The 24,538-nt window shown below is 59.7% G+C and carries 19 protein-coding genes and 1 tRNA gene; 6 read left to right on the top strand and 14 right to left on the bottom strand.

Features of this window, described 5'->3' with window-relative positions; translation table 11 throughout:
* Nucleotide 1: 1 nt before the first annotated feature.
* The 4 genes from queE (at nucleotide 2) to nadA (ending at nucleotide 2,811) form a co-directional block, all read left to right on the top strand.
* Nucleotides 2–649: a 7-carboxy-7-deazaguanine synthase QueE gene (queE, locus tag L8H52_RS18955; protein ID WP_007912722.1), complete on the top strand. Its 648-nt coding sequence runs from the start codon at nucleotides 2–4 to the stop codon at nucleotides 647–649.
* Nucleotide 650: 1 nt separating this feature from the next.
* On the top strand, nucleotides 651–1,343 hold the full coding sequence (gene queC, locus L8H52_RS18950; protein WP_242208176.1) for a 7-cyano-7-deazaguanine synthase QueC: 693 nt from the start codon (nucleotides 651–653) through the stop codon (nucleotides 1,341–1,343).
* Nucleotides 1,344–1,405: 62 nt separating this feature from the next.
* Nucleotides 1,406–1,481: transfer RNA gene (locus tag L8H52_RS18945), tRNA-Lys, on the top strand.
* 271 nt (nucleotides 1,482–1,752) lie between these two features.
* Nucleotides 1,753–2,811: a quinolinate synthase NadA gene (gene nadA, locus L8H52_RS18940; RefSeq protein WP_213026402.1), complete on the top strand. Its 1,059-nt coding sequence runs from the start codon at nucleotides 1,753–1,755 to the stop codon at nucleotides 2,809–2,811.
* A 134-nt stretch (nucleotides 2,812–2,945) separates the two neighbouring features.
* Here nadA and L8H52_RS18935 read toward each other — a convergent pair whose 3' ends face one another.
* From L8H52_RS18935 to arcD (L8H52_RS18880), 12 genes are all read right to left on the bottom strand, one after another.
* Nucleotides 2,946–3,434 (bottom strand): RDD family protein, encoded by a 489-nt coding sequence (locus L8H52_RS18935; RefSeq protein ID WP_242208177.1) that lies wholly within the window; start codon nucleotides 3,432–3,434, stop codon nucleotides 2,946–2,948.
* 96 nt (nucleotides 3,435–3,530) lie between these two features.
* The gene (locus tag L8H52_RS18930) at nucleotides 3,531–3,743 is read right to left on the bottom strand and encodes a cold-shock protein (RefSeq protein ID WP_003227496.1); all 213 of its coding nucleotides are present in this window, start codon (nucleotides 3,741–3,743) and stop codon (nucleotides 3,531–3,533) included.
* A 403-nt stretch (nucleotides 3,744–4,146) separates the two neighbouring features.
* Nucleotides 4,147–5,271 (bottom strand): glycine cleavage system aminomethyltransferase GcvT, encoded by a 1,125-nt coding sequence (gene gcvT / locus L8H52_RS18925; RefSeq protein ID WP_242208178.1) that lies wholly within the window; start codon nucleotides 5,269–5,271, stop codon nucleotides 4,147–4,149.
* Nucleotides 5,272–5,413: 142 nt separating this feature from the next.
* A complete protein-coding gene (locus L8H52_RS18920; protein WP_242208179.1) occupies nucleotides 5,414–6,790 on the bottom strand; it encodes an L-serine ammonia-lyase in 1,377 nt (458 codons plus the stop codon).
* Nucleotides 6,791–6,995: 205 nt separating this feature from the next.
* Nucleotides 6,996–9,848, bottom strand: coding sequence for an aminomethyl-transferring glycine dehydrogenase (gene gcvP, locus L8H52_RS18915; protein WP_242208180.1), 2,853 nt, complete (start codon nucleotides 9,846–9,848; stop codon nucleotides 6,996–6,998).
* A gap of 11 nt (nucleotides 9,849–9,859) precedes the next feature.
* Nucleotides 9,860–10,243 carry a glycine cleavage system protein GcvH gene (gcvH, locus tag L8H52_RS18910; protein WP_242208181.1) on the bottom strand — a complete coding sequence of 128 codons (384 nt, stop codon included), beginning with the start codon at nucleotides 10,241–10,243 and terminating at the stop codon, nucleotides 9,860–9,862.
* Nucleotides 10,244–10,679: 436 nt separating this feature from the next.
* Nucleotides 10,680–12,188: a sigma-54-dependent transcriptional regulator gene (locus tag L8H52_RS18905; RefSeq protein ID WP_242208182.1), complete on the bottom strand. Its 1,509-nt coding sequence runs from the start codon at nucleotides 12,186–12,188 to the stop codon at nucleotides 10,680–10,682.
* Nucleotides 12,189–12,449: 261 nt separating this feature from the next.
* On the bottom strand, nucleotides 12,450–12,812 hold the full coding sequence (locus L8H52_RS18900) for a DUF5064 family protein (RefSeq protein WP_085689376.1): 363 nt from the start codon (nucleotides 12,810–12,812) through the stop codon (nucleotides 12,450–12,452).
* Between the two features lie 62 nt (nucleotides 12,813–12,874).
* Entirely contained in the window at nucleotides 12,875–13,804 is a 930-nt protein-coding gene (gene arcC, locus L8H52_RS18895; RefSeq protein ID WP_064119120.1) for a carbamate kinase, read from the bottom strand.
* A 141-nt stretch (nucleotides 13,805–13,945) separates the two neighbouring features.
* Nucleotides 13,946–14,956, bottom strand: coding sequence for an ornithine carbamoyltransferase (locus L8H52_RS18890; RefSeq protein ID WP_008086805.1), 1,011 nt, complete (start codon nucleotides 14,954–14,956; stop codon nucleotides 13,946–13,948).
* A 69-nt stretch (nucleotides 14,957–15,025) separates the two neighbouring features.
* A complete protein-coding gene (gene arcA, locus L8H52_RS18885) occupies nucleotides 15,026–16,282 on the bottom strand; it encodes an arginine deiminase (RefSeq protein ID WP_008086806.1) in 1,257 nt (418 codons plus the stop codon).
* A 33-nt stretch (nucleotides 16,283–16,315) separates the two neighbouring features.
* Nucleotides 16,316–17,743: an arginine-ornithine antiporter gene (gene arcD / locus L8H52_RS18880; protein ID WP_008086807.1), complete on the bottom strand. Its 1,428-nt coding sequence runs from the start codon at nucleotides 17,741–17,743 to the stop codon at nucleotides 16,316–16,318.
* Nucleotides 17,744–18,180: 437 nt separating this feature from the next.
* Between arcD (L8H52_RS18880) and arcD (L8H52_RS18875) the strand changes: the two genes are divergently transcribed.
* Nucleotides 18,181–19,608 carry an arginine-ornithine antiporter gene (arcD, locus tag L8H52_RS18875; RefSeq protein WP_242208183.1) on the top strand — a complete coding sequence of 476 codons (1,428 nt, stop codon included), beginning with the start codon at nucleotides 18,181–18,183 and terminating at the stop codon, nucleotides 19,606–19,608.
* Nucleotides 19,605–20,468 (top strand): DNA-3-methyladenine glycosylase, encoded by an 864-nt coding sequence (locus L8H52_RS18870; protein ID WP_242208184.1) that lies wholly within the window; start codon nucleotides 19,605–19,607, stop codon nucleotides 20,466–20,468. Before arcD (L8H52_RS18875) ends, L8H52_RS18870 begins: the two co-directional genes overlap by 4 nt.
* Before the next feature lie 330 nt (nucleotides 20,469–20,798).
* On the opposite strand, the gene L8H52_RS18865 is transcribed toward L8H52_RS18870, so the two are convergent.
* A complete protein-coding gene (locus L8H52_RS18865; RefSeq protein WP_242208185.1) occupies nucleotides 20,799–22,148 on the bottom strand; it encodes a CoA transferase in 1,350 nt (449 codons plus the stop codon).
* 191 nt (nucleotides 22,149–22,339) lie between these two features.
* Nucleotides 22,340–24,478 carry a methyl-accepting chemotaxis protein gene (locus tag L8H52_RS18860; protein ID WP_242208186.1) on the bottom strand — a complete coding sequence of 713 codons (2,139 nt, stop codon included), beginning with the start codon at nucleotides 24,476–24,478 and terminating at the stop codon, nucleotides 22,340–22,342.
* Nucleotides 24,479–24,538 lie beyond the last annotated feature (60 nt).

The raw sequence follows: 24,538 nt of genomic DNA, 5'->3' as shown, positions 1-24,538 counted from the left end.
TATGCAAGACACATTGAGAATCACCGAAGTTTTCTACTCGTTGCAGGGGGAAACGCGGACTGCCGGGCTGCCCACGGTTTTTGTGCGCCTGACCGGTTGCCCATTGCGTTGCCAATACTGCGACAGCGCCTATGCATTCAGTGGCGGCACTGTGCGCACCCTCGACGATATCCTTGAGCAAGTGGCCGGATTTCGTCCGCGCTACGTCTGCGTTACCGGCGGTGAACCGCTGGCACAGCCCAATGCCATTCCTTTGCTCAAACAGTTGTGTGATGCCGGTTATGAGGTCTCACTGGAAACCAGCGGCGCCCTCGACGTCTCGGCGGTCGATCCGCGCGTCAGTCGCGTTGTCGACCTGAAGACGCCGGATTCGAAAGAAGCCCATCGCAACCGTTACGAGAACATCGAACTGCTGACGCCCAACGATCAGGTGAAGTTTGTCATCTGCTCGCGGGACGACTATGACTGGGCCGTCTCCAAACTGATTCAGTACGGTCTTGATCGACGTGCCGGCGAAGTGCTGTTTTCTCCAAGTCACCATGACCTCAATGCCCGCGATCTGGCGGATTGGGTGGTGGCGGACAACCTGCCGGTGCGGTTGCAATTGCAGTTGCATAAATATCTTTGGAACGACGAGCCGGGGCGCTGATATGAGCGAACAACTGAACACTCTCGAAAAACGCGCGGTCATCCTGCTGTCAGGTGGCCTGGATTCGGCAACCGTTGTAGCCATGGCTCGCGCACAAGGCTACAGCTGCTACACCATGAGCTTCGATTACGGCCAGCGTTCCCATGCCGAATTGCACGCCGCCGCACGCGTCGCCCGCGACCTGGGTGTGATCGAGCACAAGGTGATTGGTCTCAACCTGAATGGTATGGGCGGCTCGGCACTGACCGACACCAGCATCGACATCCCTGAAGAGTTGGGCGAAGGCATTCCGGTGACGTACGTGCCAGCGCGTAACACGGTGTTCTTGTCGCTGGCGTTGGGCTGGGCAGAAGTGCTCGGCGCGCGCGACATCTTCATTGGTGTCAACGCAGTGGACTATTCCGGTTACCCGGATTGCCGTCCCGAGTTCATCGAGTCGTTCGAGCGCATGGCCAATCTGGCGACCAAGGCTGGCGTGGAAGGCAATGGCTTCCGCATCCAGGCGCCGTTGCAGAACCTGAGCAAGGCGCAGATCGTCCAGGCCGGCGTGAAGCTTGGCGTTGATTATGGCCTCACCGTTTCCTGCTATCAGGCCGACGATGAAGGCCGCGCGTGCGGCAAATGCGACAGCTGCCGCCTGCGCGCAGAGGGCTTTGCGGCCGCTGGTGTGGACGATCCAACACCTTATTTTTGATTATTTTCAAAAAGGTGTTGAATAGTCCTTAAAAATCAGTATTATACGCGCCACCACACAGCGGGTCGTTAGCTCAGTTGGTAGAGCAGTTGGCTTTTAACCAATTGGTCGTAGGTTCGAATCCCACACGACCCACCATATTTGGCGGTTTAGAAAATCCGGAAGGCCCACGAAAGTGAGGATTTCCGGGTTTTTTTTTGCCTGCAATTTCGCTATGCGTTTTTTCAATACCGGCAGTGCTGACGCAGGTCAGAATCATCTTTTGTATCAACGGGATATTCTGTAGCCTTGCGCAGCTTCAATGCTGTCCGTGCCTGATAATACTCACTCTCCCGGCGGTACCCTCAAGCGGTCCGGAGCCGGGTGTATACTCGACTTTCGCGCGAACGCGCCTGCAGGTCTTGCGAACATGACGCAGATTTCCGAACGCCTTCTGGTTCAAGCCCACCTCGATGCCAAACAGCCCAAACCGCTGACGGTCGAGGAAGAGGCTTATTACCGTTCCGCCATCGCCGCCGAGCTCAAGGCTCAGGACGCGGTGCTGGTGGCCCACTTTTATTGCGATCCGGTGATTCAGGCCCTGGCCGAAGAAACCGGTGGCTGTGTCTCCGATTCCCTGGAAATGGCCCGCTTCGGCAACGCTCACCCGGCGAAGACCGTCGTGGTGGCCGGCGTGAAGTTCATGGGCGAGACCGCGAAGATTCTCAACCCGGAAAAACGCGTACTGATGCCAACCCTGGAGGCGACCTGCTCGCTGGACCTGGGTTGCCCGGTCGATGAGTTTTCGGCGTTCTGTGATCAGCACCCGGAACGCACAGTGGTGGTGTATGCCAACACTTCCGCTGCTGTGAAAGCACGGGCCGACTGGGTGGTGACATCGAGTTGCGCGTTGGAGATCGTCGAAAGCCTGATGGACAACGGCGAGACGATCATTTGGGGCCCTGACAAGCACCTGGGCACCTACATTCAGCGCAAGACCGGCGCCGACATGCTGCTCTGGGACGGTGCCTGCATCGTTCACGAAGAGTTCAAGTCCAAGCAGCTCGAAGACATGAAAGCGCTGTATCCGGACGCCGCGATTCTGGTGCACCCGGAGTCGCCGACGTCGGTGATCGAACTGGCAGATGCCGTTGGCTCGACCAGTCAGCTGATTGCCGCTGCACAGTCGTTGCCGAACAAGACGCTGATCGTCGCGACCGACCGCGGCATCTTCTACAAGATGCAGCAGTTGTGCCCGGACAAGGTCTTTATCGAGGCGCCAACTGCCGGTAACGGCGCAGCCTGCCGCAGTTGCGCGCATTGCCCGTGGATGGCCATGAACACCCTTGAGCGCACGCTCAAGAGCTTGAAGGAAGGCACGAACGAGATCTTTGTTGATCCGGCGTTGATCCCGCAGGCGATCCGGCCGCTGAAGCGCATGCTCGACTTCACCCAGGCAGCACGGATGAAGCTGGCCGGTAACGCCTAAACTCTGAAAAGCGCCACAAAACCTGTGGGAGCGAGCCTGCTCGCGAAAGCGGTGTATCAGTCACCATTGAAATCGACTGATACGCCGCCTTCGCGAGCAGGCTCGCTCCCACAGTGGTTTTCAGAGTCTGGAAATTATTGGGTCTTTTTCGGGATCCGCACGACGCGAGTATCGGAATAGATGTCATGCCACGTGCGCTTCTGCTTGTCGTACAGCGACCAGAAGAATCCCAGACCGACGCACAACCACGACGCAATCGACACCATGAAGCGCAACAGCGCCTGCCACAGGCTGATCGCTGTGCCGTCCTTGTTCTGCACGCGAATGCCCCACACCTGCATGCCCAGCGTCTGCCCGCCGTGGGTCCAGAACTTGGCGAAGAATGCGAACAACACCAGCAGCAGCATGGTGGAGTAGAGCGGGTCGCCGTCCATTTTTCCGGCATCAGTCAGCACACGCAGGCGTTCTTCGCCAATGATCGCGGCCTGGATCAGTTTGTAAACGAAACCGGTGACGATCAGCAGCGCTGTGCACAACAGAAAGTCATAGAACATCGCGGCCAGACGACGGCCCAGGCCAACGGCAGGAAAATCGCCCTGTGGGGTGAGCAGGTTTTTCGACATGGCAGCCTCTGGACGCAAAGTGAAGCGCCATTTTACGGATTCGCGCGCACAAAAAAGCCCCTGATATCAATATCAGGGGCTTTTTAGTAACAGAAATCAGGCTTCTGCTTGTACTTCGTCAGCCTGCATGCCTTTCTGGCCTTGCACAGCAACGAAAGTCACTTTCTGGCCTTCTTTCAGGCTTTTGAAGCCGTTGCCCTGAATGGCGCGGAAATGCACGAACAGATCCGGACCGCTTTCTGGAGTGATAAAACCAAAACCTTTCTCGTCGTTAAACCACTTGACGGTACCGCTCTGACGTGTGGACATTTCTTATTTCCTTTGACGCAAAAATTGATGACAGTCTCTTTCTCATGAAAGAGTACTGGGGCTGGTTGCAGGAGAGTAAGAAGACGTCGAACGGGATGTAGCTAACTTGTAGGCTACTGCCCAGGTCACGATTCCAAGCTGACCCATGCAAACACAGTGGACAAACTCTACGCCAACTACGGGAGAAAAAACAAGCCCCGTGAAGGCCCCGGATTTGCTGCGCTTGCTGGCAGTTAGTCATTCCACTAGTGCGGCTTAGACGATTCGCTTGTTCAATTGTTTTCGAACGTTATAAGCAAAGTTCATATTCGAATCGATTGTTAGAAAATGCACTTTTTTGTGGCGATTGCGTGACACATTAGTGCACGTATTACGCAATCGCGTTACTTATAGAAACAGTCAATCAACCACGATAGTAGCGTTGTGGAACAAATGGCATTTTGCTTACAAGCATTTGCACCTTTTTCCCACGTACGATTGCCCAGACCGCTGTATCGAGCGTGACATAAGCACTGTCGAGGTAACCCATTGCCAACGGTCCACCCAAGGTTGGGCCGAAGCCACCGCTGCACACGCTGCCGATGATTTCGCCAGCTTCGTTGACGATTTCTGCGCCTTCACGCACCGGCGTACGTTCTTGTGGCAGCAGGCCGACACGTTTGCGTGCGACGCCATTCTGTTGCTGGGCGAAAATATTCTCCGCGCCCGGGAAACCGCCAGCCCGCGCGCCATCCGCGCGACGTGGCTTGGAAATCGCCCACAACAGGCTGGCTTCGATCGGCGTGGTCTCGGTGTTCATGTCGTGGCCATACAGGCACAGGCCGGCTTCCAGGCGCAGCGAATCGCGGGCACCGAGGCCGATGGCCTGGACTTCCGGTTCAGCGAGCAGGGCGCGGGCGAGTTTTTCCGCGTCGGCGGCAGGTACCGAGATTTCGAAACCGTCTTCACCGGTGTAGCCCGAGCGGCTGACGAAGCAGTCGACACCCAGCAGACCCACACGGGCGAACTGCATAAAAGTCATTTTTTCAACGGAAGGTGCCAGTCGCGCCAGCACGGTGACCGCCGCCGGACCTTGCAATGCCAACAGCGCACGCTCTTCGAACAGCGCCGTAATGGTGCACTGATCGCCGATGTGTTTTTGCAAGTGAGCCAGATCCTGATCCTTGCACGCGGCGTTGACCACCAGGAACAGTTCGTCGTTGCCGAGATTGGCGACCATCAGGTCGTCGAGAATGCCACCGGTCTCGTTGGTGAACATCGCGTAGCGCTGCATGCCCACTGGCAGGTCAATGATGTCCACCGGCACGAGGGTTTCCAGCGCTTTGGCGGCGTTGGCGCCGGTCAGGCGGATCTGGCCCATGTGCGAGACATCGAATAGCCCGGCCTGCTCACGGGTGTGCTGGTGTTCTTTCATCACGCCGAGCGGGTATTGCACCGGCATGTCGTAGCCGGCGAACGGCACCATGCGGGCGCCGAGTTCGAGGTGCAGAGCGTGCAGCGGGGTTTTCGACAGTTGTTCGGTGGACATGCGTGGCTCCTTGAAAATTTGAGTTTTGGGGTATAGGGCTAGATCAAGATCAAAAGCCCCTCACCCCAGCCCTCTCCCGGAGGGAGAGGGAGTTAGGTACGGTTATCTCCCAGAGGGAGAGGGGGCTAGTTCCGGTTCGTGATCAGCATTCGATAATGTTGACCGCCAGACCGCCGCGGGCGGTCTCTTTGTATTTGCTTTTCATGTCGGCGCCGGTCTGGCGCATGGTGCGGATGACTTTGTCGAGGGAGACGAAATGCTGGCCGTCGCCACGCAGGGCCATGCGCACCGCGTTGATGGCTTTCACCGAGCCCATCGCATTGCGCTCGATGCACGGCACTTGCACCAGTCCGCCAATCGGGTCACAGGTCAGGCCGAGGTTATGTTCCATGCCGATTTCCGCCGCGTTTTCGACTTGCTGAACACTGCCGCCGAGCACTTCACACAACGCGCCGGCGGCCATTGAACAAGCGACGCCGACTTCGCCCTGACAGCCGACTTCGGCGCCGGAGATCGAGGCATTTTCCTTGTAGAGAATGCCGATGGCCGCCGCCGTAAGCAGAAACCGTACGACGCCGTCGTCATTCGCACCGGGGATAAAACGCATGTAGTAATGCAGCACCGCCGGAATGATCCCCGCCGCACCGTTAGTGGGTGCGGTGACCACGCGGCCGCCGTTGGCGTTTTCTTCGTTGACCGCCAAGGCGTACAGGTTGACCCAGTCGAGCACCGACAACGGATCGCGCAGCGCTGATTCCGGGTTTTTGCACAGTTGCCGATGCAGCGCCGCCGCCCGGCGTTTGACCTTCAAACCGCCCGGCAGAATGCCTTCGTTACGGCAACCGGCGGCAACGCAATCCTGCATCACCTGCCAGATGTTCAGCAGCCCGGCGCGGGTCTCCGCTTCGGGGCGCCAGGCGCTTTCGTTGGTCAGCATCACCTGACTGATCGACAGACCGTAAGTGGCGCAATGACCGAGTAAATCCTTGGCACTTTTGAACGGGAAGGTCAGTGGTGTGGCGTCTTCGACGATGCGGTCGGCACCAGCGGCGTCTTCATCGACGACAAAGCCGCCACCAACCGAGTAGTACTCGCGGCTGCGAATCTGCAGGCCTGCCGCATCGAAGGCGCGGAAGATCATGCCGTTGGGGTGATAGGCCAGTGGCTTGCGAATCATCGCCAGGTGTTCTTTCTCGTTGAACGCAATGCTGTGTTCACCGAGCAGGTTAAGCCGGCCGTTGCCGCGAATTTCTTGCAGGCGGGCGGCAACGGTTTCGGTATCGACGGTGTCCGGGTGTTCGCCTTCGAGGCCGAGCAGCACGGCTTTGTCGCTGCCGTGACCTTTACCGGTGGCGCCGAGGGAACCGTACAACTCGACGCGGACGCTGGCGGTGGCCGTCAGCAGGTTTTCACGGCGCAAACCTTCGGCGAAACGCGCAGCTGCACGCATCGGGCCGACGGTGTGGGAACTGGAGGGGCCGATGCCAATCTTGAACAGGTCGAACACGCTTAACGACATGAGTGGTTCTCCGGTTTCTTGTTATAGGAATTGGCGGAAGTCCGAAATCGGTCGCAGATTCCTTGTGGGAGCGAGCCTGCTCGCGAAAGCGCTGGGTCAGACAACCTTTCATTAACTGACACTACGCTTTCGCGAGCAGGCTCGCTCCCACAGGGGGATCTGTGGTGTTGCAGAAATCGGGGCGATTAAAACGCCCCTCATTCGTTTAAGCGTAGCTTTCGATCGACGGGCAGGCACAGACCAGGTTGCGATCGCCGAAGACGTTGTCGACGCGACCGACCGGTGGCCAGTATTTGCCTTCGATCAACGAAGCAACCGGATAAACGGCCTGCTCGCGGCTGTACGGGTGAGTCCACTCGCCAACCAACTCAGCCGCTGTGTGCGGAGCGTTTTTCAGTGGGTTGTCGTCCTTGTCCAGCGTGCCGTTTTCCACAGCGCGGATTTCTTCGCGGATGCGGATCATGGCGTCACAGAAGCGATCCAGTTCTTCCTTGGATTCGCTTTCGGTCGGTTCGATCATCAGCGTGCCAGCGACCGGGAACGACATGGTCGGGGCGTGGAAGCCGAAGTCGATCAGGCGCTTGGCGACGTCATCAACGCTGATGCCGCTGCTGTCTTTCAATGGACGCAGATCGAGGATGCATTCGTGCGCCACCAGACCATTGCTGCCGGTGTACAGCACGGGGTAGTGCTCTTCGAGACGACGGGAAATGTAGTTGGCGTTGAGGATCGCCAGTTGCGATGCGCGCTTCAGGCCGGCGCCACCCATCATGCGAATGTACATCCAGGTGATCGGCAGAATGCTCGCGCTGCCGAATGGTGCCGCGCAGACCGCGCCTTCCTTGCGTTCCATCTGGCCGTGGCCCGGCAGGAACGGCGTCAGGTGCGACTTGACGCCAATCGGGCCAACGCCCGGGCCGCCACCGCCGTGGGGGATGCAGAAGGTTTTGTGCAGGTTCAGGTGCGAGACGTCGCCGCCGAACTTGCCCGGTGCGCAGAGGCCGACCATCGCGTTCATGTTGGCGCCGTCGATGTACACCTGGCCGCCGTTGTCATGAATGATCCCGCAGATTTCACGGATGCCTTCTTCGAACACGCCATGGGTCGACGGGTAAGTGATCATCAGCGCGGCGAGGTGTTCGCGGTGCTCGATGGCTTTGGCGCGCAGGTCTTCAATGTCGACGTTGCCACGCGCATCGCACGCGGTCACGACCACGCGCATGCCGGCCATGTTGGCGGTAGCCGGGTTGGTGCCGTGAGCGGACGAGGGAATCAGGCAGATGTCGCGGCGCTCATCGCCACGGCTCTGGTGGTAGGCACGGATGGCCAGCAGGCCTGCGTATTCACCTTGCGAACCGGCGTTCGGTTGCAGCGAGATCGCGTCGTAACCGGTAGCGGCACAGAGCATCGCTTCCAGCTCGTCGGTCAGTTGCTGGTAGCCGGCACTTTGTGCGGCCGGGGCGAACGGGTGCAGGGCACCGAATTCAGCCCAGGTCACCGGGATCATTTCGCTGGCGGCGTTGAGTTTCATGGTGCACGAGCCCAGCGGGATCATGGTGCGATCCAGTGCCAGGTCCTTGTCGGCCAGTTTGCGCAGGTAGCGCATCAGCTCGGTTTCCGAGTGATAACGGTTGAATACCGGATGGCTGAGGATTGGCGACTGGCGTACCAGCGATGCAGGGATGGTGCTCTGCACGGACGCGGCGAGGGCAGCGAAGTCCGGCAGGGTCTTGCCGTCGGCGAACAGACCCCACAAGGTTTCGATATCAGCCTGGGTGGTGGTTTCGTCGACCGACAAGCCCAGACGCTGAGCGTCGATCACGCGCAGGTTGATCTGTGCAGCGTGTGCCTTGTCGTGCAGTGCGGCGGTTTGTGCGCCGGTGGCCACGGTCAGGGTGTCGAAGAAGCTGGCTTGTTCGACTTTCGCGCCGAGCGCGGTCAGGCCCTTGGCCAGAATCGCGGTCAGGTGATGTATGCGGTTGGCGATTTGCGTCAGGCCTTTCGGGCCGTGGTAGACGGCGTACATGCTGGCGATGTTGGCCAGCAGTACCTGCGCGGTGCAGATGTTCGAGGTGGCCTTCTCGCGACGGATGTGTTGTTCGCGGGTTTGCATGGCCAGACGCAGGGCCGGCTTACCGAAACGGTCAACCGAGACACCGACCAGACGACCCGGCATATCACGCTTGAACGCATCTTTGGTGGAGAAGTAAGCGGCGTGCGGGCCACCGAAGCCCAGCGGCACGCCGAAGCGTTGCGCCGAACCGATGGCGACGTCCGCGCCGAACTCGCCCGGGGCGGTCAACAGCGTCAGAGCCAGCAGGTCAGCGGCGACGGCGACCAAAGCGTTGGCGGCGTGGAAGCGTTCGGTCAGTTCGCGGTAGTCGAACACGTCACCGTTGCTCGCCGGGTATTGCAGCAGTGCGCCGAAGAACGGCGTCACGTCGGTCAGTTCACGTTCATCGCCCACTACAACGTCGATGCCCAACGGCTCGGCACGGGTGCGCAGCACGTCGAGGGTTTGCGGGTGGCTGTGGATCGAGGCGAAGAATTGGTGGCTGCCCTTGTTCTTGCTCAGGCGTTTGCAGAAGGTCATGGCTTCGGCAGCAGCGGTGGCTTCGTCGAGCAAAGAGGCGTTGGCAATCGGCAGACCGGTGAGGTCGCTGATCATGGTCTGGAAGTTCAGCAGCGCTTCGAGACGGCCCTGGGAAATTTCCGGCTGGTACGGCGTGTAAGCGGTGTACCAGGCCGGGTTTTCCAGCAGGTTACGGAGGATCGGCGACGGCGTGTGGCAGTTGTAGTAGCCCTGGCCGATGTAGGTCTTGAACAGCTGATTCTTCCCGGCGATGCCTTTGATCATCGCCAGGGCATCGGCTTCGCTGAGGCCGTCGTCCATGCCGAGCACGCTGGTGCCCTTGATGCTTTCCGGGATGACGCTGGCGCTCAACGCTTCGAGCGAATCGAAGCCGAGGCTGTTGAGCATGGCTTGCTCGTCACCGGCGCGCGGGCCGATGTGACGGGCAATGAATTCGTTGGCGGTGCCGAGGTTGATTTGGCTCATGTCACTACTCCTCAGGCTTCGGCTTGGGCTTTGATCAGACGGTCGTACGCGTCCTGGTCGAGCAGTTTGGCCACGGCCGATGCATCGCTTGGCTTGAAGCGGAAGAACCAGCCTTCGCCCAGCGGATCTTCGTTGACCAGCTCCGGGCTGTCTTCCAGTGCCGGGTTGATCGCCAATACTTCACCGTCCAGAGGCATGTACACGCCGCTGGCGGCTTTCACCGATTCCACGGTGGCGGCTTCGGCGCCTTTGTCGTAAGCCTGCAATTCAGGCAGTTGCACGAACACCACGTCGCCGAGGGCGTTCTGCGCGAAAGCGGTGATGCCGACAGTAACGCTGCCGTCAGCTTCGGTGCGCAGCCATTCGTGATCTTCAGTAAAACGCAACTCGCTCATGGAAACTCCTCAGGGGGCCAGACTCGTCTGGTGGACGCGGTGGAATAGTCGGGCGCGAAGGCCCTTATTTATGAGGGGTTGATTAGCAAGAATGCGGCCAAAGTTGATTTGTTGTTATAAATCAATTGGTTGCGTGTTTGCGTGAACTCACTTGATTCGGTGTGTGTAGCGAAATCGCTACAGGTGGGCGCAGGGATAAAAGCTGAACGGGATCAAAGCCTTGCACAGCGGTGATTGGGGGAGGGTGTATCGATATCGTTCCGCTGTAGCGCTTTCAGTACAGCTGGAGGTCGTTTTTGATGCGACTTCGAATCCACCCTCTAACTCCTGTGGGAGCGAGCCTGCTCGCGAAGAGGGTGTGTCAGTCATCAATGATTCTGCTGATATACCGCTTTCGCGAGCAGGCTCGCTCCCACAGGGGGGATTTGTGGTGTTTTCAGGATTTGTTGGGGATGCCGTATTTGCGCAGGCGATGGGCGATCGCGGTGTGCGAGGTTTGCAGGCGGCTGGCCAGTTGTCGGGTCGAGGGGTAGCTGACGTAGAGCTTTTCCAGCAGCGATCGCTCAAAGGCTTCGACCGCTTGTTCGAGGCTGTCGACATCGCTGTCGGCCTGACGCGCCACTGAGGTGCCGGCGATGTCGAGATCGCCGATATCCACCAGGCTGCTCTCGCAAATCGCTGCGGCGCGGAAGATCACGTTCTGCAATTGCCGCACGTTGCCCGGCCAGCGATTGCCGAGCAGGGCCGGGTAAGTCCCCGGGGCCAGGCGGCAGACCGGACGCTGAATCTGCGCGCAGGCCTGCTGCATGAAATAGCGCGCCAACAGCAGAATATCCTGGCCGCGTTCACGCAGTGGCGGCACTTCAACGTTGAGCACGTTGAGGCGATAAAACAGATCTTCGCGGAACAAGCCTTCGCTGACCATTTTTTCCAGATCGCGGTGGGTCGCGCTGAGGATGCGCACGTTGACCTTCACTTCGCGATCACCGCCGACGCGGCGGAAGCTGCCGTCGTTCAAGAAACGCAGCAGCTTGGCCTGCAAGTACGGCGACATCTCGCCGATCTCATCGAGAAACACCGTGCCTTGGTTGGCCAGTTCCATCAGCCCCGGTTTGCCGCCACGCGCCGCGCCGGTGAAGGCGCCGGGGGCGTAGCCGAACAGTTCGCTTTCGGCGAGGTTCTCTGGCAACGCTGCGCAGTTGAGGGCCAGAAACGGTGCAGTGTGTCGCGCGCTGATGGCGTGGCAGGCGCGGGCGACCAGTTCTTTACCGGTGCCTGTTTCGCCTTGAATCAGCAGCGGCGCGTCGAGGGCGGCGACCCGTTGCGCACGAGCCTTGAGGGTGCGGATTGCCGGGGATTCGCCGAGCAGCGCGTCGAAACCTTCGGCGTGGTCGTGGTGCAGCGCCGAGAGTTGTTCGCCAATGCGGTTCGGTTGGTACAAGGTCAGCAGGGCGCCGGCGTCGGTGATCGGCGTAGCGTCGAGCAGCAGGGTCTGACCGTTGACGGTGATTTCACGCAGCGGCAGACGAAAGCCGTGCTCGAGCAAGGTGTCGAGCAGGGCGGGATCGTTGAACAGTTCAGCGACACCTTCCCCGGCCGGTTCACGACCGTACAACGCGATCAATGCCGGGTTGGCCAGCAGCACTTTGCCGGCGCTGTCGAGGGCGAGCACCGGGTCGGTCATCGCAGCCAGCAACGCGTCGAGTTGCAAGTGCCGACGCTGGCCGGGGAGGATGTCGACCACGGTCACAGCCTCTACACCGAGAACGCGGAACAGCGCATCTTTCAGTTCTTCGAGCACTTGTGGGCTGAGGGTCGGCGCGTCGATGTAGACGTTGGGGGGGATCATCTCCACCGCATCCAGATTGAGATTGCGCCCACCGAGGATAGCCAGGACTTCCTGGGTGATGCCGACGCGGTCGATGAAGCTGACGTGGATACGCATGGGGCGGTTCAGTGATCTGCAGAGCGGAGGGTGGCAAGTATGCCTTGGGCTTGGAGAGAGGTGAAAGCAAAAGCACCCTCACCCCAGCCCTCTCCCGGAGGGAGAGGGGGCTGACCGAGGTGTCTGGCGCTATACGTCGACCTGTTAAATCGAGTCGATTATGGATTCAGTGATACAGGATCAGGTCGGCGTAACTCTGCAGCATCCCCCCATCAGTCCCCTCTCCCTTTGGGAGAGGATTAGGGTGAGGGGCTTTTCGGGTTATTCGAAATGCTCGGGATTGACCGGGTCCCCGGATTGCATATTCAACTGCTTGCGGATGTCTTCAAACATCAAATCGTAATGCTTGTGCACCGAACCGATCTGGCTATGAGCCTTGGGAATCCCGTATTTCTCGGCGATCCGGGTCACGTCACGGGCGAAGTTGTAAGCCTCTTCCTTGGGCAGGAAAAACGTTTCCTTCATGTCTTTGCCCTGCATGCTGCCATGCAGGGTGAACTGAATCCCTTTGCCTTTCTGCGGGTCGGTGAACACTTCATAGTCGAGGTGCACGTTGTAATTGACGTCATCGTCGGTCAACGCGTGTCGCTCGATGTGCAAATGACCGGGTTCAAACTGGGCCATGGTTTTCTCCTTTCAAGGCATGGGAGAAGGGCAGACCTCGGGCCTGCCCCCGCAGTTTCTAATTATCGGTAAGTGATGCCGGGCTTGGCGGTAGTCACACGCGTACCGGCAGTGCCCTGAACGATGGCTTCGATATCCGCCAGCGAACCGATCACCGCGACCTTGCCAGTATGGCGCGCAAATTCGCAGGCTGCCTGTACCTTCGGCCCCATCGAGCCGGCGGCGAAACCGAGGCGTTCGAGTTCGTCCGGGTGCGCTTCGGCAATAGCTTTCTGCGTCGGTTTACCGTAGTCGATGAACGCCGCATTGACGTCCGTGGCGATCACCAGCAGGTCGGCTTCCAGTTGCTCGGCAAGCAGCGACGAGCACAGATCCTTGTCGATCACCGCCTCAATGCCTTTGAGGTTGCGGTTCTCGTCGTACATGGTCGGAATCCCGCCGCCACCGGCGCAAATCACGATGCTGCCCTTGTCCAGCAACCACTTGATCGGGCGGATTTCGAAGATGCGTTTTGGCCGAGGGCTGGCCACCACACGGCGGAACTTGTCGCCGTCCGGAGCAATCGCCCAGCCTTTATCGGCGGCGAGTTTTTCCGCTTCGGCCTTGTCGTAAACCGGGCCAATCGGTTTGGTCGGGTTCTTGAACGCGGGGTCGTTGGCGTCGACTTCAACTTGGGTCAGCAGGGTGGCGAACGGCACTTCGAAGTCGAGCAGGTTGCCCAGTTCCTGTTCGATGATGTAGCCGATCATGCCTTCGGTTTCCGCACCGAGCACGTCCAGCGGATAAGGGGTGACCGAGGTGTAGGCCGCTGCTTGCAGCGACAGCAGGCCGACTTGCGGGCCATTGCCGTGGGCGATGACCAGTTGGTTGCCGGGATGGATCTTGGCGATTTGCTCGGTGGCGATGCGGATGTTGGCGCGCTGATTGTCAGCGGTCATCGGTTCACCACGGCGGAGCAGGGCGTTACCGCCCAGAGCTACGACGATACGCATGGTGCATGTCCTTTTCGTAGTGATCGTTCCCACGCTCTGCGTGGGAATGCCGCCACGGACGCTCCGCGTCCGCTGTGACGCAGAGCGTCACGGGATGCATTCCTACGCGGGAGCGTGGGAACGATCATGGATCAGCAGTGGTTACAGATCAGCCAGGGTCGAGACCAGAATCGCCTTGATCGTGTGCATGCGGTTTTCCGCTTGCTCGAAGGCGATGCAGGCCGGCGACTCGAACACGTCGTCGGTCACTTCGATGCCGTTTTTCAGGTGCGGATACTGCTCGGCAATCTGTTTGCCGACCTTGGTATCGCTGTTGTGGAATGCCGGCAGGCAGTGCATGAACTTGGTGCGCGGGTTGCCGCTGGCTTTCATCAGTTCGGCATTGACCTGATACGGCAGCAGTTGCTGGATACGCTCGGCCCAGGCTTCCACTGGCTCGCCCATCGATACCCAAACGTCGGTGTGAATGAAGTCGACGCCTTTGACCGCCGCTTTCGGGTCTTCAGTCAGGGTGATGCGCGCACCGCTTTCTTCGGCATATTTGTGGCAACGCTCGACCAGATCATCCAGTGGCCACAGCGCTTTCGGCGCGCAGATGCGCACGTCCATGCCGAGTTTGGCGCCGACCAGCAGCAGCGAGTTGCCCATGTTGTTGCGCGCGTCGCCCAAGTAGGCGTAGCTGATCTCATGGATCGGCTTGTCGGCGTGTTCACGCATGGTCAGCACGTCGGCGATCATCTGAGTCGGGTGATATTCATCGGTCAGACCGTTGAACACCGGCACACCGGCGAACTTGGCCAGCTCTTCGACGATTTCCTGTTTGAAGCCACGGTACTCGATGGCGTCGTACATACGACCCAGCACGCGTGCGGTGTCTTTCATGCTTTCCTTGTGGCCGATCTGCGACGAGTTCGGGTCGATGTAGGTGACGTTGGCGCCTTGGTCATAGGCCGCCACTTCGAAGGCGCAGCGGGTACGGGTCGAAGTTTTTTCGAAGATCAGGGCGATGTTGTTGCCCTTCAGGTGTTGTTGCTCGGTGCCGGTGTACTTGGCGCGTTTCAGATCGCGGGACAGGTCGAGCAGGTAACGCAGCTCACGTGGGGTGTGGTGTTCCAGGCTGAGCAGGTTACGGTTGTGGATGTTGAACGCCATGATGATTCTCCTTGGATTCGGTAATCGGCCCGGCCGCTACGGGGTAGGTGCGGCCGGGGAGATGGTCGTTTAGTAATCGATTGGGTCGCGGATGATCGGGCAGGTCATGCAGTGGCCACCGCCACGGCCTCGGCCCAGCTCACCGGCGCTGATGGTGATAACTTCCACGCCTGCCTTGCGCAGCAGGGTGTTGGTGTAAGTGTTGCGGTCGTAGCCGATGACCACGCCCGGCTCCACGGCCACCACGTTGTTGCCGTCGTCCCATTGCTCGCGTTCGGCTGCGAAGCTGTTGCCGCCGGTTTCCACCACGCGCAGCTTCGGCAGGTTGAGGGCTTTGGCCACGGTGTCGAGGAAGGTGCCTTCTTCGCGGCGGATGTCGATGCCGCCCTGTTTGCTTTCGTCAGGGCGCAGGGTGAACGCGACAATCTGATTAACCACCTCAGGGAAAATCGTCACGAGGTCGCGGTCGCAGAAGCTGAATACAGTGTCGAGGTGCATCGCCGCGCGGGATTTCGGCAGGCCGGCGACGATGACTTTTTCCACGGCTTTGTTCTTGAACAGATTCAGCGCCAGTTGGCCGATGGCCTGGCGGGATGAGCGTTCGCCCATACCGATCAGCACCACGCCGTTGCCGATTGGCATGACGTCGCCGCCTTCAAGGGTGGAGCTGCCGTGTTCCTTGTCCGGATCGCCGTACCAGATTTCGAATTCGGCGTTGGTGAACTGCGGGTGGAATTTGTAGATGGCGGTGGCCAGCAGGGTTTCCTGACGGCGCGCTGGCCAGTACATCGGGTTCAACGTCACGCCACCGTAAATCCAGCAGGTGGTGTCGCGGGTGAACTGGGTATTCGGCAGCGGCGGCAGAATGAAGCTGGAGTGGCCGAGGAAGTCGCGGAACATCTGGATGGTTTTGCCACCGAAGCTGTCCGGCAGATCATCGGCAGACACGCCGCCAATCAGGAATTCGGCGATGTGCCGTGGCTCCAGGCTTTTCAGCCAGGATTTCACTTCGTTGATCAGGCCCAAGCCCACCGAATCGGCGGTGACCTTGCGTTCGAGAATCCAGTCCAGCGCTTCCGGGATAGCGACGATGTCGGTCAGCAGGTTGTGCATTTCCAGCACGTCGATGCCGCGCTCGCGCATTTTGGTGACGAAGTCGAAGTGGTCGCGCTTGGCCTGGGCCACCCAGAGCACGTCATCGAACAGCAGCTCATCGCAGTTGTTCGGGGTCAGCCGCTGATGGGCCAGACCTGGGGAGCACACCATGACTTTGCGCAGTTTGCCGGCTTCGGAATGGACGCCGTACTTAACTTTTTCCGTGGTCATTTCAGATCCTCCAGATAACAAAACAATCAGGGGTTACAGAGTCAGGAAGCCGTCGTAGAGACCGTAGGCAGCCACCAGGGCACCCACGACCACTGCGGCGAAAATCAGCTTCTCGACGTTAGTGAAAATCGGTTGTTTGAGTTCCAGCTTGGCTTTGGCGAACAGGATCGCGCCAGGTGCGTAGAGCAGGGCCGAGAGCAGCAGATACTTGACCCCGCCGGCATACAGCAGCCACACCGCGTAGATCAGCGCGATGCCGCCGATAATCAGATCCTTACGGCGTTCGGCCGCGAAGCCTTCGTAGCTTTCGCCGCGCACCGCCAGTAGCAGGGCATAGGCCGCCGACCACAGGTAGGGCACCAGAATCATCGAGGTGGCGAGGTAGATCAGCGAAAGGTAAGTACTGGCCGAAAACAGCGTGATGATCAGGAAAATCTGCACCATCGCGTTGGTCAGCCACAGGGCGTTGACCGGTACGTGGTTGGCGTTTTCCTTGCGCAGGAACTCCGGCATGGTGTGGTCTTTGGCGGCGGCGAACATGATCTCCGCACACAGCAGCACCCACGACAGCAGCGCCCCCAGCAGCGAGATGATCAGACCGACGCTGATCAGCACCGCACCCCAGTGACCGACCACGTGCTCAAGCACGGCGGCCATCGACGGGTTCTGCAGTTTCGCCAGTTCCGGTTGGGTCATGATGCCCAGCGACAGCACGTTCACCAGCACCAGAAACAGCAGCACGGTGATGAAACCGATCACGGTGGCTTTACCCACGTCTGAACGTTTCTCGGCGCGGGCCGAGAAGATGCTCGCGCCCTCTATGCCGATGAACACCCACACGGTGACCAGCATCATGTTGCGCACCTGATTCATCACGCTGCCCAGATCCGGGTTTTTGATGCCCCAGATGTCGGCGGTGAAGATGTCCAGTTTGAAGGCGAACACCGCGATCAGCACGAACAGCAGCAGCGGCACGACTTTGGCGACCGTGGTCACCAGGTTGATGAACGCCGCTTCCTTGATCCCGCGCAGCACCAGAAAGTGTACGGCCCACAGCAGCACCGAGGCGCCAATCACGGCTGCGACGGTATTGCCCTCGCCGAAAACCGGAAAGAAATAGCCGAGGGTGCTGAACAGCAGAACGAAGTAACCGACGTTGCCCAGCCAGGCACTGATCCAGTAACCCCAGGCGGACGAGAAACCCATGTAATCGCCGAAACCGGCCTTGGCGTAGGCGTAGACACCACCGTCCAGGTCAGGCTTGCGATTGGCGAGGGTTTGAAAGACAAAAGCGAGTGTGAGCATGCCGACAGCGGTGATGGCCCAACCGATCAGCACTGCACCGACGTCGGCGCTGGCGGCCATGTTTTGCGGCAAGGAGAATATCCCGCCACCGATCATTGAGCCGACTACCAATGCAACCAGTGCACCTAGTCGTAGTTTTCCGGGAGCTTCAGACATTGCATGACTCCATTGCAGGAGAGAAGAGATCACAGCGTAGTTCTGTTGTCTGTTCAAACAGCTGACTTAGATCAGTGCATGGTCACATTCCATTGTTAATGAATGACTTAGGCTTCGACTGAAGGCATAAATATCCTGCCCGCAAGGCCCGTCCTAGAGGCGTTGTGGCTACATTTTTGGGAATGGCTATTATTACTTTCGAATTATCACGCTAGTTCTTTTTCAGCGTTTGGCAAATTTTCCGGCTCTGTTTTCAGTACAGAATTGATTTATCAGGATCAGCGCACAAAACTGTCTTAACGTGCTAGGCGTTAGCGTCATCAGCTATATATAAATGGGCGTTAATTGGCGTTACCTGATAAACGTCATCTACCTTTATCCGTTTAGTTAATAGTTGTTACAAATAAACTCTCACCACACTTCAAAGGGAAAATGAAATGTCGCAACCGACGCAAAAGCTGCGCCTTGGCGCGTTGATCGCCCTGGTGGTGGGTTCGATGATTGGCGGGGGGATTTTTTCGCTGCCGCAAAACATGGCGGCGCGCGCGGATGCCGGGGCGATTCTGATCGGTTGGGGGATTACCGCGATCGGCATGTTGACCCTGGCATTCGTGTTCCAGACTCTGGCCAATCGCAAGCCGGAACTGGACTCGGGTGTCTATGCCTACGCCAAGGCCGGGTTTGGCGACTACATGGGCTTCTCGTCCGCCTGGGGTTACTGGATCAGTGCGTGGCTGGGCAACGTCGGTTATTTCGTCCTGCTGTTCAGCACCCTCGGCTATTTCTTTCCGGTGTTTGGCCAGGGCAATACGCCGATCGCCATCGGCTGCGCCTCGGTGCTGCTGTGGGCCGTGCATTTTCTGGTGATGCGCGGGATCAAGGAGGCGGCGCTGATCAATCAGCTGACCACGGTGGCCAAAGTCGTACCGCTGATCATGTTCATCGTCATCGCTGCCGTCGCCTTCAAGGCTGACATTTTTACCCGCGACATCTGGGGTACCAGCAACCCGAATTTCGGCGGGGTGATGGATCAGGTGCGCAACATGATGCTGGTCACGGTGTTCGTGTTCATCGGCATCGAAGGCGCCAGCGTGTACTCGGCGCGGGCGGAGAAACGCAGCGATGTCGGTCGCGCCACGGTGATCGGTTTTGTCGGCGTGCTGGCGCTGCTGGTGCTGGTGAACGTGCTGTCGCTGGGGATCATGAGCCAGCCGGAACTGGCGAATCTGCAGAACCCGTCACTGGCGGCGGTACTCGAGCACATCGTCGGGCCGTGGGGGGCGCTGTTGATCAGCGTTGGTCTGGCGATTTCCCTGCTCGGCGCGTTGTTGTCGTGGGCGTTGCTGTGTGCGGAGATTCTCTTCGCCACGGCCAAGGACAAGACCATGCCGGCGTTCCTGAAAAAGGAAAACAAGAACCATGTGCCGGTCAACGCGCTGTGGCTGACCAACGCGATGATCCAGATTTTCCTGTTGATCACGCTGTTTTCGGCAGGGACTTACACCAGCCTGATTTATCTGGCCTCGTCGATGATTCTGGTGCCGTACCTGTGGTCGGCGGCGTACGCAGTGCTGTTGAGCGGGCGCGGCGAAACCTATGAACACGCCTCGGCAGAGCGCACCAAGGACCTGCTGATCGGCGGTATTGCCCTCGGTTATGCGGTGTGGCTGTTGTACGCCGGCGGGGTGAAGTATTTGCTGCTGTCGGCGCTGTTGTATGCGCCGGGGGTGATTCTGTTTGCCAAGGCCAAGCATGAGGCGGGCGAGCCGTTGTTCACCCATGTCGAGAAAGGCATTTTCACCTGCGTGGTCATCGGTGCGGGGCTGGCGGCTTACGGTTTGTACAGCGGTGTGCTGTCGTTGTGAGGTTGCCGCTTGTGTATGCGCCGCCGTATGACTGGGAGGCGATGTTGGGGTTTCTGGCGGCACGGGCTGTGGTCGGGATGGAGACCGTGGTCGATGGTGTGTATTCGCGCGCGATTGGATTGAACGGTGTTCACGGCACGGTTTCGGTGTGGCTTGGGGCAGCGGATGCGCTGGAGGTCGAGCTGGACTTTGCTGATCCGGCAGCGGTGCCCGAGATCGTTATCAGGTTGCGGCGGATGTTTGATCTGGATGCGGATCTGGCGGTGATGCATGGGCATCTGGCGAATGATCCGTTGCTGGCGCGGCTGATTGCCGAGCGGCCGGGATTGCGGATTCCCGGAGCGTGGGATGGCTTGGAACTGGCCTTTCGCGCGGTGCTCGGGCAGCAGATTACCGTGGTGGCGGCGATTCGTCTGGCGGGAAAACTGGTGGCGCAATATGGCGCGCCGCTGGATTCCACCATGCCCGGATTGACGCATGTGTTTCCCGAGGCGCACGTGTTGGCAGTGGCAGATCTGGCGGCGCTGGGCATGCCGAAAAGTCGCGGGCGGACGCTGTCGGGGGTGGCGCAGGCGTTGCTGGAAGAACCTTCATTGTTCGAGCCGAATCGCAAGGGCGGCGTGGCACGGCTACTGGCGTTGCACGGGATAGGTGAGTGGACGGCGCAGTACATTGCGTTGCGGCAGTTGCGGGATTTGGATGGGTTTCCCCATGGCGATGTCGGGTTGTTGCGCGCGTTGGAGGTGCTCGAAGGCGAGCGGCCGACAGCGCGGGATCTGGCTTTGCGCGCTGAGGCCTGGCGGCCTTGTCGAGGGTATGCGGCGCAGCTTTTGTGGACCTCTTTGAGCCGCGCAGATTGATCATCATCGCCCGGCCTGAAATTGCAGCCCTCACCCCAGCCCTCTCCCGGAGGGAGAGGGGGCCGACCGAGGTGCGTTGCGTTGTCCATCGACCTGAAAGACCGAGTCGATTATGGATTCAGCTCCAAGCGTTCAAGTCGGTGAATCTCTCGAATATCCCCCAATCAGTCCCCCTTTGCCCGAAGGAGAGGCGGCTCTGGCGCTATACGTCGACCTGTTAAATCGAGTCGATAATGGATTCAGTGATGCAGGGTCAGGTCGGCGTAACTCCGAAGCATCCCCCAATCAGTCCCCTCTCCCTCTGGGAGAGGGTTAGGGTGAGGGGCTTTTTTAAGCCCACCGTGGTCGATGAGAACCCAACTCTGTAGCCGGCAACGCCCATTGAATCGGCGTGCCGCTGATCTTCACTGGCACCTGCAAGCGATGCGCCGGGCCCCACGGGGTCTGTTCCAGAAATGAACCCTGATCCCGCTCATCTTCCGCCCGCATTGCTTCACTCGTCCCTGGCCCAGACTCGATCAACAGTTTCGCCGTCCGCGCCAGTGACAATCGCGCCGAGCCACCGCGACCCGTCTTAAAACGCTCGGTCAACAGTCGGAGCGCACTCGCCGCCATCAAATACCCGGTCGCATGATCCAGCGCCTGCACCGGCAACGGCGTCGGTTTGTCTGCCTGCAGCCATTGCTGCCCGGCCTCGGCGATGCCGCTGCTCATCTGCACCAGACTGTCGAAGCCGCGGCGGTTCTGCCACGGGCCGCTCCAGCCATAGGCGTTGAGGCCGACATCGATCAGGCCCGGCGCGAGCTGGCGACGGCGCTCAACGCCGAATCCGAGATTTTCCAAGGCATCGGCGCGGTATCCGTGCAGCAGAATATCGGTTTCTTTCAACAAACCCTCGAACACCGCGCGATCCACTGGATCCTGCAAGTTCAGCCGCGCGCAGCGTTTGCCGAGGGTCATTTCCGGGACGACGCCGGGCTCGTTCCAGGTCGGTGAGTCGATGCGCAATACATCGGCGCCAAGCCCGGCGAGAAAACGGCTGGCGGTGGGACCGGCAAGCACGCGCGTCAGGTCCAGCACCTTGAGCCCGGCCAATGGTTGCGCCACCGAACCTTGCCACGGTTGACCGTGTTCATCCGGCGAATCGAAGAAATGCACCAGCGGTTCGGCATTTACCGCCAATCCCTGCGGATGCTTTTGCCACTGCGCCCAACTGCGCATCTCGGCCGCGCAGCCCTTGGCCTCGACGACCGCTTGCTCCAGATCCGTGCTCGTCCACTGCGCGACTTTTGCCGCCATCGCGGCACGATCGGCGCAGGCACCCAGCACGCGTTCAGCGGCGGCGCGGTGATGCGGGGCGTTGGTGTGCAGGCGGATCCAGCCGTCTTGCGTGGGGTAATCGCCGGCGACCGGGTCCCACAGCGGTGGTACTTGCCAGCCCATCGGGCGCAGCGAGGTCGAGAACCAGAACGAGGCGAGACGTCGGTCAACTTCCACGCTGGGCAGGTGACCGGTCTGTTGCTCGATCAATTGGCTGACGGCCTGACCGGCCGCGGCCATGCTGGCGCAGGCAAGGTCAGTGACGGCGAACGCCGAGGGCAGGGCGCCGCGGTCGGTGAACGGAACCGGCGTGTGTGGCAAGCCGAGTGCGGCTTGAATGGACGTGAGTAAATCAGTCATCGAAGGCCCTCCGGAGCGAGAGGGCGATGATAGTGCAAAACATTATCGGATTAGATGAAAGCCCAGCGAATGAACACTCTCCCCTGTGGGAGCGAGCCTGCTCGCGAAAGCGGTGAATCAGTCACATTAATGTTGAATGTGCTGCCGTCTTCGCGAGCAGGCTCGCTCCCACATGGATTTTTGCAGGTTTGCTAGACGCGGAACTGATCCATCAATTTCATCTGCTGGCTGGCCAAGGCATTGAGCTGGCTGCTGATTGCTGCTGACTCAGTGGCTTGTTCAGTCAATGTTTCGGTGACGGTACGAATCGCCGACACGTTGCGGTTCACTTCTTCCGCCACCGCACTCTGCTGCTCAGCCGCACTGGCAATCTGCAGGTTCATGTCGCTGATCACCGTTACCGCATCGCTGATCTTGCCCAGTGCATCCACCGCCTGACGAATCTGCCCGGCGTTGTTGTGCGCCTGGGTCTGGCTCGAATGCATGGTCGCGACCACGCCACGGGTGCCGGTCTGAATGCGCTCGATCACGATGCGAATTTCTTCCACCGAATCCTGCGTGCGCTTGGCGAGGTTGCGCACTTCGTCGGCAACCACCGCGAAACCACGACCGCTCTCACCGGCACGGGCGGCTTCGATGGCGGCGTTGAGGGCCAGCAGGTTGGTCTGTTCGGCGATGCTGCGGATCACTTCCAGCACCGAGCCGATCTGTTCGCTGTTGACTGCCAGCGCTTCAACCTCGGTCACCGCTTTGCTGACTTCATCGGCCAGTTGGTTGATGTCGCGGGTGCTACGCTCGATGATCGACATGCCGTCCCTGGCCGACTGATCGGCACCTTTCGCCGCATTGGCCGCGTTGGATGCACTGTTGGCGACGTCGTGGGCGGTGGCGCTCATTTCGTTGGAGGCAGTGGCGACCTGGTCGATCTCGCGGAACTGCACCTGCATGCCTTCGCTGGTCTGACGGGCAATTTCCGAAGACTGGTCGGCGGTGCCGCGTGCTTCGGTGATGCTCTGTTTGATCTGCGCGATAGTCGGTTGCAGCTTGTCGAGGAAGCGGTTGAACCAGTTGACCAGTTCGCCCAGTTCATCTTTTTTGCTGTAGTTCAGGCGTTGGGTCAGATCGCCTTCGCCGCTGGCAATATTTTTCAGCATCTCGGCAACGCTGTTGATCGGCCGGGTGACGCCGGATGCGGTCAGCCAGATCAGCAACAGACCGACCAGACCAGCGACCACGGCAACCAGCAGCGCCGTGATCACGCCGGTTTCCTGAGCATCATCGAGCACCGCTTGCAGCTTGACCGAGTCAGCCAGCAGCACTTGTTTCGGCAGGTCGATGACCACGCCCCAGGCGCGTGAATTGCCAATCGGATCGACTGGGTAAACGGCGCGAATCAGGTCGCCCTGTTCAAGAATCTTCGGTGTGCCGGAGGTCAGCAGTTGCAGCACATCCTTGCCATCGGCGCCGAGGGTGTCGCTGATTTTCTTGCCGACCTTGGTCGCATCGGAACTGTCGGCGCCGAGCACGCCACTGACAGAGACGATCAGCATATGCCCGGCGTTGTTGAACAGGTTGCGCTGGGAGTCGACGGCCGCTGCTTGCAGGGCGTCGAGGGCGATGTCGACACCGACCACGCCGATGGCTTTGCCGTCGACGATCAACGGCACGGAAATGGTCGTCATGAGCATTTCCTTGTTGCCCACGGTGTCGGCATACGGGTCGAGCAGGCAGGTACGCTTGTTGTCGCGAGGGCAGGTGTACCAGCTGTTGTAGGGCGTGCCGCTGACGCTGAGGGTGGTTTTGGTCAGGTCTTCTTCGACCATGATGGTGTTCAGCGAGGCCCCGGCGGCGCGACTCCAATAGGTGGCGAAGCGCCCGGCTTCGTTGGATTGGCGGGCGGCGTCGTTGACGAACTCGCTGTCCTTGCCGTCGAGGCCGTTGGGTTCAAAGGCGAGCCAGATGCCGAGCACTTTGTCGTTGCGCTCGAAGGCGGTTTTCAGGCTCAGGTTCAACTCTTCGCGCAAGGCGCCGGCGTCCAGCGCACGCTTGGCGGCCATCACCCGCATGTCCTTGATCTGATCCGCTACGGCAGTGATCACCGTCAGGCTTTCGCCGAAGGTCTTCTGCACCCGCACCGCTTGTTCGGCGGCTTTGGCTTGCAGCAGATTCTCGACACTGGCGGTGAGCAGCTTGTTGCTGGAGTCACTGACCAGTTCGTCGTTCCGGTTGGTCTGGTAAATGTTCATGCCGACGATCAGCGCGACCACACCGAGCAGGCACAGGCCGGAGAGCAGAACGATTTTCAGGCGAATGGACAGAGAGTCGAACATGGGGCGATCTCGCGAATGAATAAACGGGTGGCAGGCGGATATGAACTATCCGGTTCGCCA

Origin of the sequence: Pseudomonas sp. CROZ-RG-20F-R04-15 (assembly GCF_022662375.1) — a bacterium.
GTDB lineage: Bacteria > Pseudomonadota > Gammaproteobacteria > Pseudomonadales > Pseudomonadaceae > Aquipseudomonas.
The sequence above is the reverse complement of the archived record's forward strand: the minus strand, read 5'-3'. Positions and strand labels throughout refer to the sequence as shown.

Bases quoted from the DNA above. Each gene is read 5' to 3' on its own strand.
- queE (WP_007912722.1), top strand. From the start codon at position 2: ATGCAAGACACATTGAGAATCACCGAAGTTTTCTACTCGTTGCAGGGG.
- queC (WP_242208176.1), top strand. From the start codon at position 651: ATGAGCGAACAACTGAACACTCTCGAAAAACGCGCGGTCATCCTGCTG.
- nadA (WP_213026402.1), top strand. From the start codon at position 1,753: ATGACGCAGATTTCCGAACGCCTTCTGGTTCAAGCCCACCTCGATGCC.
- L8H52_RS18935 (WP_242208177.1), bottom strand. From the start codon at position 3,434: ATGTCGAAAAACCTGCTCACCCCACAGGGCGATTTTCCTGCCGTTGGC.
- L8H52_RS18930 (WP_003227496.1), bottom strand. From the start codon at position 3,743: ATGTCCACACGTCAGAGCGGTACCGTCAAGTGGTTTAACGACGAGAAA.
- gcvT (WP_242208178.1), bottom strand. From the start codon at position 5,271: ATGTCCACCGAACAACTGTCGAAAACCCCGCTGCACGCTCTGCACCTC.
- L8H52_RS18920 (WP_242208179.1), bottom strand. From the start codon at position 6,790: ATGTCGTTAAGCGTGTTCGACCTGTTCAAGATTGGCATCGGCCCCTCC.
- gcvP (WP_242208180.1), bottom strand. From the start codon at position 9,848: ATGAGCCAAATCAACCTCGGCACCGCCAACGAATTCATTGCCCGTCAC.
- gcvH (WP_242208181.1), bottom strand. From the start codon at position 10,243: ATGAGCGAGTTGCGTTTTACTGAAGATCACGAATGGCTGCGCACCGAA.
- L8H52_RS18905 (WP_242208182.1), bottom strand. From the start codon at position 12,188: ATGCGTATCCACGTCAGCTTCATCGACCGCGTCGGCATCACCCAGGAA.
- L8H52_RS18900 (WP_085689376.1), bottom strand. From the start codon at position 12,812: ATGGCCCAGTTTGAACCCGGTCATTTGCACATCGAGCGACACGCGTTG.
- arcC (WP_064119120.1), bottom strand. From the start codon at position 13,804: ATGCGTATCGTCGTAGCTCTGGGCGGTAACGCCCTGCTCCGCCGTGGT.
- L8H52_RS18890 (WP_008086805.1), bottom strand. From the start codon at position 14,956: ATGGCGTTCAACATCCACAACCGTAACCTGCTCAGCCTGGAACACCAC.
- arcA (WP_008086806.1), bottom strand. From the start codon at position 16,282: ATGACCACGGAAAAAGTTAAGTACGGCGTCCATTCCGAAGCCGGCAAA.
- arcD (WP_008086807.1), bottom strand. From the start codon at position 17,743: ATGTCTGAAGCTCCCGGAAAACTACGACTAGGTGCACTGGTTGCATTG.
- arcD (WP_242208183.1), top strand. From the start codon at position 18,181: ATGTCGCAACCGACGCAAAAGCTGCGCCTTGGCGCGTTGATCGCCCTG.
- L8H52_RS18865 (WP_242208185.1), bottom strand. From the start codon at position 22,148: ATGACTGATTTACTCACGTCCATTCAAGCCGCACTCGGCTTGCCACAC.
- L8H52_RS18860 (WP_242208186.1), bottom strand. From the start codon at position 24,478: ATGTTCGACTCTCTGTCCATTCGCCTGAAAATCGTTCTGCTCTCCGGC.